The organism is Pedococcus sp. P2_E5 (assembly GCF_056403895.1).
Genome location: NZ_JBFUEP010000033.1, coordinates 51,457 through 67,169, shown reverse-complemented (window position 1 = coordinate 67,169; position 15,713 = coordinate 51,457). Strand labels below are relative to the sequence as shown.

13 protein-coding genes are annotated in these 15,713 nt (G+C 70.1%); 4 read left to right on the top strand and 9 right to left on the bottom strand.

What is annotated here, in order from left to right:
• On the bottom strand, window positions 1–849 hold an 849-nt coding region (locus tag AC1DVZ_RS12810; protein WP_477618578.1), incomplete at its 3' end, for a substrate-binding domain-containing protein.
• A 111-nt stretch (window positions 850–960) separates the two neighbouring features.
• Between AC1DVZ_RS12810 and AC1DVZ_RS12805 the strand changes: the two genes are divergently transcribed.
• Window positions 961–1,995, top strand: a complete 1,035-nt coding sequence (locus tag AC1DVZ_RS12805; protein WP_477618577.1) for a LacI family DNA-binding transcriptional regulator — start codon at window positions 961–963, stop codon at window positions 1,993–1,995.
• Window positions 1,996–2,050: 55 nt separating this feature from the next.
• Here AC1DVZ_RS12805 and AC1DVZ_RS12800 read toward each other — a convergent pair whose 3' ends face one another.
• Together AC1DVZ_RS12800 and AC1DVZ_RS12795 are read right to left on the bottom strand one after the other, a co-directional pair.
• Window positions 2,051–3,631: a lysyl oxidase family protein gene (locus tag AC1DVZ_RS12800; protein WP_477618576.1), complete on the bottom strand. Its 1,581-nt coding sequence runs from the start codon at window positions 3,629–3,631 to the stop codon at window positions 2,051–2,053.
• Between the two features lie 152 nt (window positions 3,632–3,783).
• Window positions 3,784–7,314, bottom strand: a complete 3,531-nt coding sequence (locus AC1DVZ_RS12795; RefSeq protein ID WP_477618575.1) for a galactose oxidase-like domain-containing protein — start codon at window positions 7,312–7,314, stop codon at window positions 3,784–3,786.
• A gap of 221 nt (window positions 7,315–7,535) precedes the next feature.
• Here AC1DVZ_RS12795 and AC1DVZ_RS12790 point away from each other — a divergent pair, with 221 nt between their 5' ends.
• Window positions 7,536–8,519: an NAD(P)H-binding protein gene (locus AC1DVZ_RS12790; protein WP_477618574.1), complete on the top strand. Its 984-nt coding sequence runs from the start codon at window positions 7,536–7,538 to the stop codon at window positions 8,517–8,519.
• Between the two features lie 37 nt (window positions 8,520–8,556).
• On the opposite strand, the gene AC1DVZ_RS12785 is transcribed toward AC1DVZ_RS12790, so the two are convergent.
• Window positions 8,557–9,036 carry an SRPBCC family protein gene (locus AC1DVZ_RS12785; protein WP_477618573.1) on the bottom strand — a complete coding sequence of 160 codons (480 nt, stop codon included), beginning with the start codon at window positions 9,034–9,036 and terminating at the stop codon, window positions 8,557–8,559.
• A 73-nt stretch (window positions 9,037–9,109) separates the two neighbouring features.
• Between AC1DVZ_RS12785 and AC1DVZ_RS12780 the strand changes: the two genes are divergently transcribed.
• Window positions 9,110–10,369 carry a D-arabinono-1,4-lactone oxidase gene (locus tag AC1DVZ_RS12780; RefSeq protein WP_477618572.1) on the top strand — a complete coding sequence of 420 codons (1,260 nt, stop codon included), beginning with the start codon at window positions 9,110–9,112 and terminating at the stop codon, window positions 10,367–10,369.
• A 28-nt stretch (window positions 10,370–10,397) separates the two neighbouring features.
• Window positions 10,398–11,027 carry a TetR/AcrR family transcriptional regulator gene (locus AC1DVZ_RS12775; protein WP_477618571.1) on the top strand — a complete coding sequence of 210 codons (630 nt, stop codon included), beginning with the start codon at window positions 10,398–10,400 and terminating at the stop codon, window positions 11,025–11,027.
• On the opposite strand, the gene AC1DVZ_RS12770 is transcribed toward AC1DVZ_RS12775, so the two are convergent.
• From AC1DVZ_RS12770 to paaC, 5 genes are read right to left on the bottom strand one after another with little or no spacing between them, the layout of a single operon-like run.
• Window positions 11,015–11,812: a 3-hydroxyacyl-CoA dehydrogenase family protein gene (locus AC1DVZ_RS12770; RefSeq protein ID WP_477618580.1), complete on the bottom strand. Its 798-nt coding sequence runs from the start codon at window positions 11,810–11,812 to the stop codon at window positions 11,015–11,017. The genes AC1DVZ_RS12775 and AC1DVZ_RS12770 overlap by 13 nt on opposite strands.
• A 53-nt stretch (window positions 11,813–11,865) precedes the next feature.
• Window positions 11,866–13,044, bottom strand: coding sequence for a thiolase family protein (locus tag AC1DVZ_RS12765; protein WP_477618570.1), 1,179 nt, complete (start codon window positions 13,042–13,044; stop codon window positions 11,866–11,868).
• Window positions 13,045–13,071: 27 nt separating this feature from the next.
• The gene (gene paaE / locus AC1DVZ_RS12760; RefSeq protein WP_477618569.1) at window positions 13,072–14,172 is read right to left on the bottom strand and encodes a 1,2-phenylacetyl-CoA epoxidase subunit PaaE; all 1,101 of its coding nucleotides are present in this window, start codon (window positions 14,170–14,172) and stop codon (window positions 13,072–13,074) included.
• A complete protein-coding gene (gene paaD, locus AC1DVZ_RS12755) occupies window positions 14,173–14,646 on the bottom strand; it encodes a 1,2-phenylacetyl-CoA epoxidase subunit PaaD (RefSeq protein WP_477618568.1) in 474 nt (157 codons plus the stop codon).
• Between the two features lie 40 nt (window positions 14,647–14,686).
• The gene (gene paaC, locus AC1DVZ_RS12750) at window positions 14,687–15,712 is read right to left on the bottom strand and encodes a 1,2-phenylacetyl-CoA epoxidase subunit PaaC (RefSeq protein WP_477618567.1); all 1,026 of its coding nucleotides are present in this window, start codon (window positions 15,710–15,712) and stop codon (window positions 14,687–14,689) included.
• Between the last annotated feature and the right edge of the window lies 1 nt (window position 15,713).

The following is a 15,713-nucleotide window of genomic DNA, read 5'->3' as shown; positions in this document are numbered from 1 at the left end:
GACCGAGACGATGAGCGCGGTCTTGCCCGCGGCCTTGAGCGCGGCGTTGGCACCGACAGCCGTCGGCTCGTTGATCGTGTAGACGACGTTGATGTTGGGGTTCTTGGCCAGGCACTTCTCCATGGCCGAGCGGCCACCGTCCTCGGCGCCCTGACCGGCTTCGTTGCAGGCGATCGTGTAGTCGCCGCCCTTGCCGCCGGTGTACTTCCCGGTCTTGGCCTCGTCACCGTTCTTCTTGCCGTCGGCCACGTCGATGCCCATGCCCTCGAGGAAGCCCTGGTCACGGTTGTAGTCGACCGAGACGATCTTGTCGTCGAAGAGGTCGAGCAGCGCGATGACGGCCGGCTTGCCGTCGAGCTGGGCCGCGGCCCACTGGCCGTCGAGCTTGCCGGCGTTGCGGTTGTTCGTGGCAAAGGTGATGTCGACGGTGTCGGCCGGGTCGGGCGGGGTGTCGAGGGCGATGACGAAGAGCTTGGCGTCGCGGGCCTTCTTGATGGCGGCGTTGACACCGTCGCTCATCGGGGTGATGAGAATGCCCTTGTCGCCTCGGGCGATGGCGTCCTCGATGGCCGTGATCTGGCCCTGGTCGTCGCCCTCCTGCTTGCCGGAGGCGACCGTCAGCTTGACGTTGTTCTTGCCGGCATCGGCCTTGGCGCCCTTCTGCATGGCGACGAAGAACGGGTTGGTGGAGTCCTTGGTGATCAGCGTGACGCCGACTGTGGACTCGCCGCCGGCGGCTCCGCCACCGGTGTCGGCGCCGCCGCGGTTGCACGCGGTGAGCGCAAGGGCGGTGGACGCCACTGCGGCGACCGCGATGGTCCTGCGCAGAGTGGGGGTGATGCGAGACATGGACAGCTCCTTCTCCTGCGGCGGGACACCGCGTTGACAACGTTGTCAAAGCAATTTGTAGCGCGAACTTGTATAGTTGTCAACACTTCCTGTACAACTGTCACCGTGACGATGACATCGATGTCAGACGCCGGGCGAAGGCCCCGCGCCACCATGCGCGAGGTAGCGGCACTGGCCGGCGTGAGTCTCAAGTCCGTGTCCCGGGTGGTCAACCGCGAGGGTGGCGTGTCGCCCGACGTGACCAACCGCGTGGAGCGCGCCGTGGCGCAGCTGGGCTACCGGCACAACCTGGCCGCGAGCAACCTGCGACGCGGCGACGGGCGCAGCGCCATGGTCGGCGCACTGCTGCAGGACGTGAGCAACTCCTTCTCGGCCAGCCTGCTGCGCAGCCTCGAGGACGCGGGCCGCGACCGGGGAGTCGCGATCGTGGCATCGAGCCTGGACGAGGAGCCCGAGCGCGAGCAGGCCCTCGTGGAGAGCCTCGTGCGTCGCAGGGTGGACGGTCTGCTGCTCATGCCGGCCACCGAACGCCAGGAGTACCTGGCCGACGACCTGCGCACCGGGCTGCCCGTGGTGTTCGTGGACCGCCAGCCGAACGGGGTCGACACCGACTCGGTCACCATCGACAACGACCTGGGGGCGCGGCTGGCCGTGGACCACCTCGTGGCCCACGGTCACCGCCGCATCGCCTTGCTCGGCGACATGACGTCGATCCAGACGGCCCGGGCGCGGCACGAGGGCTACCTGGCCGCACTCCGGGAGGCCGGAATCGAGCCAGATCCCAGCCTTGTCGTCACGTCGCTGCGGTCGTCGGAGGATGCGATGGACGGACTCGCCCGCCTGCTCGAGCTCGAGCGCCCTCCGACCGCGATCTTCGCGGCACGAAACTCGTTGGCAGTGGGTGCGATTCGCGCACTGCATCACCGCGGACTGGCCGGAAGCATCGCCCTCGTCGGTTTCGACGACTTCCCCCTGGCCGACATCGTCGACCCGCCGCTCACGGTGATCCGGCAGAACGTCGCAGCCATCGGGGCCGAGGTCGCCGCGCGGTTGTTCGCCCGTATCGACGGAGACACCTCGGCTCCGCGCCACGTGGTCATCAAGCCCGAGCTCGTCCCGCGCGGGTCGGGCGAGATCCGCCCCTGAGTCGATCCCCGAGACGGCTTGACCGTGCCCGGGAGGGGTGGCTGGTCCCACGGATCTACAGCGCCTTGGCGGTCTTGCGTCGCTTGGGTTGGAAGCGCACGTACCCAAGGACGGGGGGGTCCTCGGCTCCGTCGGAGGCGATGACGATCCGGTCGATGCTGGGGGCGGTCAGGCGGATGTTCTGGAAGTGGCGGGTGATCGCATCGACGGTTCCTTCGCCGGTCTTCTTGGTGCCGGCGTATGCGGTGATGCTCACGTGTCCGCCGAAGTGGGCCAGCCCGAGGTCGACCACCCCGGCCTTGGCTCCGAGCCGGATCTCGGTGTGGCCGGCCGTGTCGAGGCCGGTGACCCCGTGGACCTGGGTGATGCTGGAGGTGTCCTCTCCCGCCGTCACCTCGATTTCGATGCGGCCGATCGTGCGCGTGCGTGGCCCGTCCCCGAGGCACTGATCGGTGAAGTCGACCGTGGGGGCGAGCTCATCGGCGGCCTCTGCGAGCTCGCGCCGCCAGCGAGGCTCGTCCAGGGTGATGTCGAGCCGACGCGGGTCGATCTGGACGACGATCTCGGGCCTGCCGCGCCCGTTGGTCTTGAAGTAGGTCATCGACGGCCCGGGACGCCCGATGAAGCACATGGAGTCGAACTTGTACTTGCGGATGAAGTGCAGAGCTGCGACTGCGTTGCCTTGGCCGGGGCCGAAGTCCATGAGCCAGTGGGTTCCCTCGACGATCTTCCATCGGTCCCCGACCTGGAGGACCTGGAGGTGGTCGCGGTCGAAGGGGATACAGTCCTCGCCCGGCATGCTGCCACTGGGAGCACGGCCAGAGTCGTTGAGCCAGTACATCATCGGCTCCACGTCGCCGCAGCGTGGGCGGCCGACGAAGCACATGGAGGCCAGCTTGTAGTGGTTGATGACGTCGACGGCTCGCTGCGCCTCCCAGGGTGAGGTGCCGGTGTCGAGCATCCAGTGGTTGTTGTTCTCGACCACCTTCCAGCGGCCTCCGACCTGCTGCGCGCTGACGTGGGTGCGGTCGAAGGGGATGCGGTCCTCGGGGATGAACGGCGGGTCGATCGTGGTCACGGTGGTGCCCGCGAGTCTGAGGCCGGTCCAGATCGTGTTGTCGCCGTAGCAGTCCTCGCCGACCTTGTGCTTGGAGTTGGTCGTGGACTGGAGGGTGTAGTCCCCGTCCGGGATGCCGTCGATCACGATGAACTGACAGGGCAGCCCGGAGCTGTAGACATCGGCCCATCCCGCGGAGATGCCTTGATCGGAGTTGCAGTCGTGGAAGCGACCCGACGGTGAGGCCGTGGCCGAGATCCGTTCGATGTCGATGGCGCAGAACGCCTGCTTGTACCCCACGGTGGCCAGGGTCCCGTTGCTGCGGAACAGCAGGAACTCGTTGAAGTCCTTGAGGTGGTAGTGCCCATGCCCCGCCGACCAGACGAACAGGTCCGGGCGGGCTGCGGGACTGCCCACGACAAGGTCGGCGTTCCCGGCGTTGTGCGACAGGAAGTCGAACCTGAGCAGGCGATGGGCGCCGGGAGTGACGCAGCCATCCTGGACATCGTGGTCGGATGCCGTGAAGGAGCGGTTCTGGATGTAGAAGTTGCGCACCCGGGTGACGAGGTTGACGCCCATCGCATGTCTCCGTTCCCTGTCCACTCCGTCGCACCGTGCGACTAACGTGATCATTCGAAGGATGATGGAAAAGGAAGGCCTTCAACTCATGCAGATGAGGTAGAACGACATCGAGTGAGGGCTATGGCGAATGGTGTGACGCCTTCGTTCGCTCAGCTCTTCTTCGGGGTGCGAGTGGCCCGCTTGCTCGGAGCCTTGGTGGTGGCCTTGCGCGACTTGGGTGGTGGTTTGCGGGTCGGCAGTCCGGGGATGACGAAGCCCGGAAGGTGCTCGTGCCCGCCCATCACGTGGTGGATGCCGGCGACGACCTTGGGCTGGGCGAGCGGGGACCGGTCGAGGTGGACCCACAGTGCGACCGAGGGGATGTCGCAGTCGTCCACGACGAAGAGCATGTACCACCCGGGCGGGGCGAGGTTGGGGTTCTTGGTGACCTCGACCGTGAGGCTGCAGGCGTCGCGACACACGATGGGCAGATCGACCAGGCGCTGGCTGGTGTCGTCCGAGTGCGTGGTTGCCATCGGGCGTACCAGGTGGGCCCACTTGATGGTCATCGATGACGGCGTGCTCACCTCGACCGTGGTGCCGTACCGCCACTCGGTCGGCGCGGAGTCCAGTAGGGGGCGCGGTCCTCGGAACAGGTATGGCGGGTGGTAGAGCTCGAGGCGCAGCTCGTCGTCGCCGCGGTCTGGGTTCGACCCCGCAGTGACCACGCGTCCGTCGGGCAGCAGGAGAGCGATGGAGTGGTAGAGCCGTGACACAGTCGCCTCGGCCACGGATCGCATGGTGTTGGTCGCAGGGTCGTAGATCTCGGCGAGGTGGACGGCGTCGGCTCGGGTCTCACCGTGCAGGCCACCGCCGGTGACCAAGACGGTTCGGTCGGGCAGGATGACCGAGTTGCACAGCCCGCGTGCCTTGGCGAGGTCAGGACCGGGGTGGAAAGCCGCCCCGCCAGGCCCGGAGAACAGGTCGATGATGTCGGTGCGCTTCGTGGCGGCGGGCGCGCCGTTGCCGCCGATGACCATGACCCGCTGGTCCTGGGCTGGTGGCAGCAGGATGCTGTTGCCCTGGTCGCGCTTGGCCTTGTCCCGCAAGCCTGAGACCGTCTGCTCGGCCCCCGTCCAGGGGTTGATGGCGCGGCCCTCAACGGTGGCGTTGCCGAGCTGACCACCGGTGTAGAACAGCTTGCCGTCCTTGAGGAGCAGCAGGTGCGGGTAGAGCGGGAGGCTGGTCGTGTTCGGGAGCGGACGCCACCCGATGGCGGGGTCGAAGACCTCGTTCGGCGCCTGGATGCCAGAGCTCACCACGGCTCGACCGTCGCCCATCGTCACGAGCGTGGGGTACCAGCGGTGGGCGTCCATGTCGTCGACGCGGATCCACTGGCGCAGCTGCGGGTCGAACAGGTACGTGGCCTGTGAGCCGACGAAGTCGTCGTACTTGTCCGTACCGCCGGCCACGAGCACCTTGCCGTCAGGCAGCACCGTCTGGCTGGCGCAGAACACGTCGAACGGGCACCCCGGGTCGTAGAAGGTCCCCTCTTGGTAGTCCCACACGACGCTCCTGACGAGGTGGGCGTTGAAGTTCGGGACGTTGTTCCCGGAGCCGGCGAAGAACAGCACCTGACCGGTGTGCATGAGGACGGCATGTACGGCCAGGACGTGGGAGTCGACCGGCAGCAGCTCCCAGTGCCCCAGCTCGGCCAGCTCGCACACGTCGACCGGCGCCGCGGGCGGCATACCGGGCATGGTCATCACGGACGTCGCCACGGTTCCCGTGGTCGTCCCCACGAGCGGCCCGCTGTGCAGGGGCAGGTGCATGGCCTCGAGGAGGGCGTCCGCGGCGACCCCGGCACCGACGGCGACGGCGGCGCTCCGGGCCGGGTACCGGTTCGCCTCCGCCGACCTGGGACTGGAGCCGTGCGGGCGGTCGTCGCCCCCGTGGTCGTCGCCCCCGTGGTGGAGTCCGCCACCGTGGATGTGGTGCCCGCCGACCCGCTCACATGCCTCGCAGGGTGCCTCGCTGTCGTGGCCGCAGCAGCGGGTGGTGCCGTGGTCGTGTCCACAGCAGCGTCCGTCGGGCTTGCCGGGGCGGTGGGCGTGGTCGTGGGTGCACTGCTTGGGGTCGCAGTCCGTGCCGTCATGGCCGGTGATGCGATCGTGGTGGGCGAGATCGTGAGGGTGGTCGGGGGCGTGTTGGTCGTCGGGTATGCCGCAGCACGGGTTGTGGGGCTTGGTGTGCGGGTGCGGGTGGTCGTGTTCGCCGGTGGCGCAGTCGCCGCATCGGACGAGGTCGACCCAGTCGAGGTCGTTGCGTCCGTCGTCGAGGGGCAGCCGCAGGTTCGACGACCAGGCGGTCTTGGGGTCCACCCAGACCCAGTCGCGCGCGCGGACCAGGCCCGCCAGGCCGGCCATCATGTGTTCCTCGAGGTGGCAGTGGAACAGGAAGTCGCCCTTCACCCGCACTCGGCAGGCGTCGTCCGGGGGGTCGCACTGCAGGTCCTGGAGGTCGCAGGGGAGGCGCAGGGCCGCCGGCACTATGGTGTCCGCGCTGAAGCCCTCGGCCGGGCTCAGTCCGTGCACGTCGGCCGCACCTGCCGGAGGTGTCGGGAGTGCCCAGCGAGCTGAGTGCGGGTGGAAGTTGTGCCACACCGAGCCGAGGTCGAGGTTGACGACGTGCCAGCGCAGCCGGGTCCCGGTGTCGGCTTCGATGGTGGGGGTGTTGCCGACGAAGGCGCGGCCGTTGAGGCAGTAGGTCAGGGCACCACCATCGGGAGCCAGCACGATGTGGTCGAAGTTCTGCGCAAGGGTCCAGATGACCTTCTTGCCCGGGCGGAGCGACACGGCCTGCGGCACGAAGCTGTTGTCGCGGATGTCGACCGACCGGTCGCCGGCGGGCGCGCCGGGGTCGACGGTGACGGTTCCCGACATGGTGGGGCCGTGGATCTTGCAGTGGTAGGCCACGACCCCGGCGTTCGCGAAGGTGTGCTCGAAGGTCTGCTGGGGCGTGGCCTTGTGCAGCACCGGGCTCTCGAACGCGTCATCGGTGGACGGTGCCTGGATGGCATGCAGGAACAGGGGGACATCGAGAGCCCGCGGGGCTGCGGGGTCGCGCACGACGAGCGCACCGAACAGGCCGCGGTTGACGTTGGCCTGCACCATGTGGGTGTGGTCGTGGAAGGCCCACACCCCGATGGTCTCTTCCGTGACGTCGAAGGTGTAGGTCCAGCTCTGGCCCGGGAGGATCTCGTCGCTGCGCCGGCCGCGCCGCGTGGCCACCCCGAACGGCCAGGCGCCGTCCGAGTCGATGCCGTACTTCACCCCGTGGACATGCAGGCTGTGGCAGTCGCTGTCGCCGTTGAGGACGTGGATGCGCAGCTGCTCACCCGGCTCGGCGTACAGCACGGCTCCCGGGACCCGGCGGTACCACGGCGGCTCGTTGACGTCGGCCTCGACCAGCTTGGCGGTGTTCGGGGTCGTGTAGTGGTCGTCGAGGTACTCCCGGTAGACCAGGGCGTCGACGGTCGTGGCGGCGATCTCGGTGGGCTGGACCCGCCCGGTCTCGTGGCCCATGCCGTACATCGCGTCACGCCCGTACCACCGGCTGCCGGCCACCGGGGCGAGTGGGCTGTAGCCGCCCAACGGCTCGATCTTCAGGAAGACGTCCCGCCGACGCAGACACTCGGACATGGCGCGCTCCCGTTCCCAGAGTCGGCCACAGCCTGACGAGGGCTGCGGTTGGGCCAGACTCAGGGTATTGGCGCCGAGTTGAGCCCGACATCCACCGTTTGCCGTAGTTGGATGGTGGGCGAGGGGCGCTCGGGCGGCAGTGAGGCTGAGGGTAGGTTCGACCCATCGTGGGCCGCGGTCGGCGGCCCTGTCCCGAGCCGTCCGAACCCTGGGAGTCGCTGGTGCGAGTCGTCGTGATGGGCGCGGGAGGCTATGTCGGGAGTCGGCTGGTACCGGCCCTCCTCGCGCAGGGCCACGCGGTCACCGCGACCTTCACCGATGCCACGTCGGCCGGTCGCTTCTGGTGGTCGGACCGGGCCGACGTGGTCGAGCTGGACGTTCTCGACCGGCCCACCGTGCGGGCGGCGTGCACGGGTGCCGACGCGCTCTACTACCTCGTCCACGGGCTCGGCGGTGACGACTTCGCGACGAGTGACCGCGAGGGCGCCTACAACGCGGCGCACGCCGCCGTCCGCACCGGCCTGGAACGCATCGTCTACCTCGGTGGCCTCGTCCCGGACGTCCCGGACCGCGACCTGTCACCGCACCTCAGGTCCCGGCTCGAGGTCGAGCAGGTGCTCACCGACTCCGGGGTGCCCACCCTGGCGCTGCGTGCCGCGATGATCGTCGGCAGCGGGTCGACGTCGTTCGAGATCATGCGCCAGATGAGCGAGCGGATGCCGGTCCAGCTGCTGCCGAGGTGGATGGACAGCCAGGTCGAACCCGTGGCGGTCGCCGACGTCCTCACCGCCCTGGTCGGCGCGCTCACGGCGCCGGCGCGCAGCCGCACCTTCGACCTCGGCAGCGGAGAGCGGATGGCGTATGCCGCACTGCTGCGGCTCTACGCGGACCGCGCCGGTCTGCGGCGGGTCCAGGTGAGCGTGCCCGGGCTGCCGACCGGTCTGGTGTCGAGGCTCGCCCCGATCCTGACCCGGGCCCCGGCGTCGACGGTGCAGTCTCTGGTCGAGAGCCTGCACCACGACATGGTCTGCGGGCGGCAGGACTTCGTGGTGCAGCTGATGCCCCCGGGGCATGTGCTGACCCCGGTCGCCGAGGCTCTCGACCGCGCGCTGGCGTTGCCGGAGGAGGCCGTGCCCGACCGCGAGCGCGACGTCATCGGACCGCTGACCTCCGACGCCACCTGGGTCGGCTCGGTGTCTCCCTAACTTCTGCCAGCAGACTTTGGCGGCGGAGGCGGGTGGCTCAGCGGCCCGCGTCGGCCCGTCGCGACGTGAGCTGACGCTCGAGGTTGTGCGCGAACCCGACGCCCATCGCCGCGATGACTGCCTGCATCGAGGCCTGGACGGCCGGCTTGGCGATTCTCGGGAACGGCAGGTCGACGTCGACGCCGAGCTCGATGGACAGCCGGGTCCCGTCGCCGTCGTCGGTGAGCACGTAGATGCCCTCGACTCCGGCGCGCTCGTCGCCCTGGGGCGCATGGGTGTAGGTGATGCGTTCCTGCGGCCTGAACTCCATGCGCTCGGTGAACGAGAGCCCGATGCTCTTGCCGAGCACCTCGATCGGCGCGAGCCTCCACAGCCACGTCTCGCCGTGGTCCTCGATCGACCGGACCATCGGGGTCAGCTTCGCCACCAGCTTCGCATCGGTCAGGACCGCCCACACGGCATCCCGGGGGTGGGGCACGACGGCAGTGGACCGTTTCGAGGCTGAGAAGACCGACATGCCCCGAGTCTGGTCCATGGACACGTGAGGTGCGTCCTCGGGAGCGAACGGCCTCACCCGCCAGACTGGGGCCATGGTCGAGCGGAACTGGGCGGGCAACGTCACCTACCGGGCAGAGCGGGTCGCGCGGCCGGCCGGCGTCGAGGAGCTGCAGGAGCTGGTGTCCGCCGCCGAGCGGGTCCGTGCCCTCGGGTCGCGGCACTCGTTCACCGACCTGACCGACACCGACGGCGTCCTGGTGTCGCTCTCCCAGCTCCGGCACGAGCCGGCCGACGAGTCGACCCACGAGCCGGCTCTCGACGAAGCGGCCCGCACCGTCACCGTCGCGGCCGGCCAGGACTACGGCACCGTGGCGGCTGCCATCGAGGCGCGCGGCTGGGCGCTGGCCAACCTTGCGTCGTTGCCGCACATCAGCGTCGCCGGGGCCGTCGCGACGGGTACCCACGGCTCGGGGGACGGGCTCGGGTCCCTGGCCGCCGCGGTCGCTGCGGTCGAGCTGGTGGGTCCCGACGGCGAGCTTCGCACGGTGGCGCGCGGTGACGCCGGGTTCGAGGGCAGTGTCGTAGCCCTGGGCGCCCTCGGCATCGTCACCCGGCTGACCCTCGATGTCGAACCCAGCTACACGATGCGCCAGGACGTCTACACCGAGATGCCTTGGCACGTGGTCGAATCCGAGTTCGACGCGATCACGAGCGCCGCCGACAGCGTCAGCCTGTTCACGCGGCTCGACCACCGCGGGGTGCTGCAGGTCTGGTGCAAGAGCCGGTCCGTCGAGGCGCCCGACGACCTGTGCGGATCGCCACGGGCCACGGGGCCGCTGCACATGCTCGACGGTGCCCCGACCGAGTCGGTCACCGACCAGAGCGGCACGGCCGGAGCGTGGCTGGACCGACTGCCACACTTCCGCCGCGAGTTCACCCCGAGCCGCGGCGAGGAGCTGCAGAGCGAGTACCTCGTCGACAGGTCCGCGGCCTTGGACGCCCTGGCGGCCCTGCGGCGGCTCGAGCCACGCCTCGCCCCCGTGCTGCAGAACGTCGAGATCCGCACGGTGGCCGCCGACGACCTGTGGCTCAGCAGCTCCTTCCACCGGCCGACGGTGGGGTTCCACTTCACCTGGCTGCTCGACGAACCAGGCGTGTATGCCGTGCTGCCGGCCATCGAGGCCGCCCTGCTGCCGCTGGGCGCGCGCCCGCACTGGGGCAAGTGCTTCGTGGCTCGGAATGACGACCTCGCCCCGCTGTACCCGCGGTGGGACGACTTCCGGCAGCTGCGGGTCAGCGCCGACCCCCAGGGCAAGTTCGGCAACGCGTTCCTCGACAAGGTGATCGGCTGAGCCACGACCCTGTGAGAGTCTGGCGAGCGTGAGCGAACCGGCACCGGCAACCCCCCGCAGGGGTCGTCCCGGCTACGACCAGGAGACGGTGCTGCGCCGCGCGATCGAGCTCTTCAACGAACAGGGCTACGACGGCACCAGCATGGGCGACCTCGCCCGCGAGCTCGGTTTCACGAAGTCCGCCATCTACCACCACGTCCCGAGCAAGACCCACCTGCTGTCCCTCGCCCTCGACGAGGCCCTGGACGGACTGACCCAGGTGATCGAGGAGGCGAGCAACGACGCTGCCGGCCGCACGGCATACCAACGGCTGCGTCAGGCGGTGCACAAAAGCGTGGAGGTGCTGGTCGAGCACCAGCCGGCGGTGACGTTGCTGCTGCGGGTGCGCGGCAACAGCGAGGTGGAGCTCGCGGCGCTGCGCCGCCGCCGTGAGATCGATGCCCGCCTGGCCGCCCTCGTCAAGGAAGCCATCGACGAGGGGTCGCTGCGCACGGACGTGGCTCCGGCGCTGGTGAGCCGGCTGCTCTTCGGCATGGTCAACTCACTCGTGGAGTGGCACCGCGCCGGTGGCGGGGTCGACGGCGCGCAGCTGTCTGAAGCGATCACGACGATCGCGTTCGACGGCCTGGCGATCACGCCGCCGCCTCACCAGTCGTAGAAGCCGCGCCCGCTCTTGCGACCCAGCTCGCCGGCGGCCACCTTGTCGCGCAGCAGCTGAGGCGGTTCGAACCGCGGGCCCAGCTCGCGCGCCAGGTGTTCGGCGATGGCCAGCCGCACGTCCAGGCCGACGATGTCGGTGGTCCTGAGCGGTCCCACGGGGTGGCGGTAACCCAGCGTCATCGCCGTGTCGATGTCCTCGGCGGACGCCACGCCCTCCTGCACCATCCGCATCGCCTCGAGCGCGATGGCGACCCCGAGCCGACTGCTCGCGAAACCCGGTGAGTCCTTGACGGTGATCGCGGTCTTGCCCAGCGCCGCGACCCAGCCGCGTGTCCGCTCCACGAGGGGGTATGCCGTGTGCTCGCCGACCACGACCTCGACCAGGTCGCTGGCGGGGACGGGGTTGAAGAAGTGCAGCCCGATGAACCGCTCGGGCGCCCTCAGCCCCGCGGCGATCGCGTCGATCGACAGCGAGCTGGTGTTGGTGGCCAGGACCGCGTCGGGCGCGACCTGCTCGACCCGTTGGAGGACGGCCAGCTTGAGGGCGGTGTCCTCCGGGACAGCCTCGACGACCAGCTCCACGTCGCCGAGGGCGGCAGTCTCGCTGGTCGTGGTGAGCCGGGCGGCGACGGCGTCGACGTCAGTCAGCAGGCCCCGCTCGGCGGCCTTGCCGAGGCTGGTGACGACTCGCTCGCGGGCGGCCTGCGCCGTGGGTTCGTCGCGCTCGACGACCACGACCGTGCAGCCCGCGGCCAGGAAGGTGTGCGCGATCCCGGCGCCCATCCTGCCGCCGCCGTAGACGCCGACGCGGTCCGGCAGGACGCCCTCGTGGGTTGTCACGGGCGCTCGAGGAGCAGGGCGCTGCCCTGACCGACGCCGACGCACATGGTGGCCAGACCACGCCTGGCACCGGCTCGCTCCAGCCTGCCCAGCAGGGTGACGACGATGCGGGTGCCGGAGGCCCCGAGCGGGTGGCCGAGGGCGATCGCGCCGCCGTCGGCGTTGACCAGGTCCTCGTCGAGTCCGAGGTCGCGGATGCAGGCGAGGGACTGGGAGGCGAAGGCCTCGTTGAGCTCGATGGCCTCGAGGTCCTCGACGGTCCAGCCAGCACGGACCAGCGCCTTGCGGGTCGCGGGGACGGGGCCGATGCCCATGATCTCCGGAGCCACGCCGGCGTTCGCGGCAGCGACGATCCGGGCCCGCGGCGTCAAGCCGTGCTCGGCGATGAACCGCTCGCTCGCCACCACCACCGCGGCGGCCCCGTCGTTCAGGCCGCTGGAGTTGCCGGCCGTGACCAGCCCGCCGGGGCCGTGGAGGGGGCGCAGTGCGGCGAGTCGCTCGAGGCTCGTGTCGGCCCGTGGTCCCTCGTCGGTGGTGAACTCTCCGTCGCGCAGCGGCACCGCGACCGTCTCGGCCTCGAACCGGCCGTTCTTGATCGCGTCGAGGGCCCGCTCGTGGGACCGCAGGGCAAAGGCGTCGAGCTCGTCACGCGTGAGGTTCCACTGCTGCGCAACACGTTCCGCGGTCTGCGGCATGGTCAGGGTCGTGTCGGCGTCGAAGCCCGGGTTGGTGAACCGCCACCCGATCGAGGTGTCGAACGTCGCGCCGGGCCGGGCGAAGGCCTTGGACGGCTTCTCGGTGACCCACGGCGCCCTGGTCATCGACTCGACACCTCCGGCCACCACGACGTCGGCGTCGCCGGCCGCGATCATCTGGCGGGCAGTGGCGATGGCGGTCAGGCCGGAGGCGCAGAGCCGGTTGACGGTGAAGCCCGGCACCGACTGGGGGAGCCCGGCCAGCAGGACCGCCATCCGGGCGACATTGCGGTTGTCCTCACCGGCCTGGTTGGCCGCGCCGAAGACCACCTCGTCGATGAGCTCAGGGTCGACACCAGCGCGCGCGACGGCTTCGCGGACCACGAGGGCCGCGAGGTCGTCGGGGCGCACGGAAGCCAGCCCACCGGCATACCGGCCGATGGGGGTGCGCACGCCGTCAAGGATGAAGGCTTCGGTCACGCTCTGCTCCTCTGGGACTGGTGCACCTCAGGCGTCGAAGTCGACGGTCACGGTGTCGCTGACGGGGTAGGACTGGCAGGTGAGGACGAAGCCCTCGGCGACCTCGGCCTTCTCCAGCGCGTAGTTGCGCCGCATGTCGACCTCGCCTTCGCGGACCAGCGCCCGACACGTGCCGCAGACGCCACCCTTGCACGCGAACGGCAGGTCGGTGCGGGAGGCCTGGGCCGCGTCGAGGATCGACTGGCCGCGCGGCATCGGCGTCGTCGAGCTCAGCCCATCGAGCACGACAGTGACATCGCTGGTCTCACCCTGGACGACGGCGTCGGCGCGGTGCAGCTCGGGTGGCGGCTCGTCGACGTAGAAGAGCTCGAAGTGCACGCGGTCCTCGGCCACCCCCACCTCGCCCAGCACCTCGCGGGCGGCGCCGATCATGGCGAAGGGCCCGCACAGCCACACGTCGTCGACATCGTCGACCGGCACCAGCACGGCGAGCAGGCGACGCAACCTGTCGGCGTCGATGCGGCCCGAGAACAGCTCGACGTCGCGGGGTTCCCGGGACAGCACGTGGATGAGCTGAAGCCTTGCGCCGTAACGGTTCTTGAGGTCGGCGAGCTCTTCGGCGAACATCACCGAGCCCGTGGTGCGGTTGCCGTAGATGAGGGTGACCTCGGCCGCGGGGTTGCTGAGCATGGTGCTGGCGATCGACAGCATCGGCGTGATGCCCGAGCCTGCCGCGATGCACAGGTGACGTCCGCCGGTGGCGGGGTCGGCCCGGAAGCTCCCCGACGGCGTCTGCACCTCGACCTCGGTCCCCGGCTGCACCTCGTGGACCAGCCAGCGCGAGAACAGCCCGTCGGGGATCTCGCGCACCCCGATGCGCGGGCGCTCGCCGACGGCGGCGCAGATCGAGTAGGTGCGGCGGTGCTCCTGCCCGTCGATGGTGCGCCGCAGCGTCAGCGACTGACCCGCAACGAACTCGTATGCCGCGGCGAGCTCGGCCGGGACGTCGAAGCTCACCGCGACGGCGTCGTCAGTCAGCTGCTCGACGGAGTGCACGGTCAGGGTGTGAAAGGTCGGCGCGGTGCGCTTGGTCTTCGGGAGCAGCAACGAGCCCGTGGCGGTGGTCACTCAGATCTCCTTCACGTGCTCGAACGGCTCGAGACAGGTCGAGCACCGGTAGAGCGCCTTGCAGGCCGTCGGCCCGAACTCGGAGGTCAGCTCGACCGCACTGGATGCGCACCGCGGGCAGTGGATCGCGCGCTGGATCGGCTTGAGGGACAGGGCGATCGGCCCAGAGCGAGCCGGCACCGGGCCGGGGGCGGACAGGCCGTGGTCGGCGAGGGCCTGCCGGCCTCGTTCGCTGATCCAGTCGCTCGACCAGGCGGGGGACAGGGACACCCGGATCGTCGCGTCCCCGAAGCCGGACTCCCCGAGCACGCGGACCAGGTCGTCGCGCATGGTGGCCATCGCGGGGCATCCGGTGTAGGTCGGTGTGATCGCCACCGTCACGGCCCCGGAGTCGGACACCTCGACGGAGCGCAGCACCCCGAGGTCCTCGAGGGTCAGCATCGGCATCTCGGGGTCGGTGACGGTGCGGGCCACGGCATGGTGGATCCCGGCGCGTTTACATCGAACCGGCTGTTCACCACTGGCCCATCGGGTGGGCCCGGGCGACGACCTGCATCTCGCCGACGATCCGGCTCAGTGCCTCGGTGTGCATGCCGTCGCGACCCTGCCGCCCCTGGACCGCGGCAAGCGGTGCCCTGGTCGGCTGCTCGACACCGCTGAGGGCGAACACCTGAGCGAGGACGACGGCGACGTCGTCGGCGACCGTCGCCGGGTCGACGCCGACTCCCGCCGCGGCAACTCGCGCCTCGACGTCATGCGTCCTGAACAGCTCCGCGTGCAGCGGCCACACAGTGTCGAGGGCGGCCTCGAGGCGCCGCCGGGACTCCTGCGTCCCGCGGGCGAGGGTGAGGAACCAGCGCCCGGCGTAGTCGCGGTGGTAGGTCAGCTCCTTGACGCCCTTGGCCGCGACCGCTGCCAGCACGTGGTCGCGGCTGTCGACCAGCTGCTCGAAGATCGCGATGCGGGCGCTGGAGTGGAGCAGCAGCTTGACGATGGTCACCGCGAAGTCGCCGTTGTCCAGCTCGACGAGCCGCACGTTGCGGAACTGCCCCGCATCGCGGAAGAACGCCAGGGCGTCCTCGGGCGGGACGGGCGACCCCTCGGGCAGCGGGGGCACGAGCGACGGGTCCGCCGCGGCGGCGCGGGCGAGGAGCAGCCGGGCCTGGCCGAGCAGGTCGAGCGCGATGTTGGACAGCGCGATGTCGTCCTCGAGGTCGGGCGCCCGGCTGCACCACTCCGAGAGCCGCTGCGACGCGATCAGCGCGTCGTCGGCGAGCATCAGGCAGTAGGCGCCCAGGTCCTTCGCCTCCACGCCGTCGGGCATCGTGGTGTCGACCCCGGCGAGCGGGTCCTCGAAGTCGGTGCCGAACGCCCAGTGCGACGGGTCGCCACCGAGGAGTCCGTCGTAGACCGACCCGTGGGCGTCGTTGGGGTCGGGCGCCGGGTGGGACGGCTGGTGGACGACGTCGTCGGCCACCGACTGGATCGCGTCGAGCCCGTCGGGCATCGCGCTCTCGGGCATCGCGGACTGGTCAGGCATG

Bases quoted from the DNA above. Each gene is read 5' to 3' on its own strand.
- AC1DVZ_RS12805 (WP_477618577.1), top strand. From the start codon at position 961: ATGACATCGATGTCAGACGCCGGGCGAAGGCCCCGCGCCACCATGCGC.
- AC1DVZ_RS12800 (WP_477618576.1), bottom strand. From the start codon at position 3,631: ATGGGCGTCAACCTCGTCACCCGGGTGCGCAACTTCTACATCCAGAAC.
- AC1DVZ_RS12795 (WP_477618575.1), bottom strand. From the start codon at position 7,314: ATGTCCGAGTGTCTGCGTCGGCGGGACGTCTTCCTGAAGATCGAGCCG.
- AC1DVZ_RS12785 (WP_477618573.1), bottom strand. From the start codon at position 9,036: ATGTCGGTCTTCTCAGCCTCGAAACGGTCCACTGCCGTCGTGCCCCAC.
- AC1DVZ_RS12780 (WP_477618572.1), top strand. From the start codon at position 9,110: ATGGTCGAGCGGAACTGGGCGGGCAACGTCACCTACCGGGCAGAGCGG.
- AC1DVZ_RS12770 (WP_477618580.1), bottom strand. From the start codon at position 11,812: ATGGGCGCCGGGATCGCGCACACCTTCCTGGCCGCGGGCTGCACGGTC.
- paaC (WP_477618567.1), bottom strand. From the start codon at position 15,712: ATGCCTGACCAGTCCGCGATGCCCGAGAGCGCGATGCCCGACGGGCTC.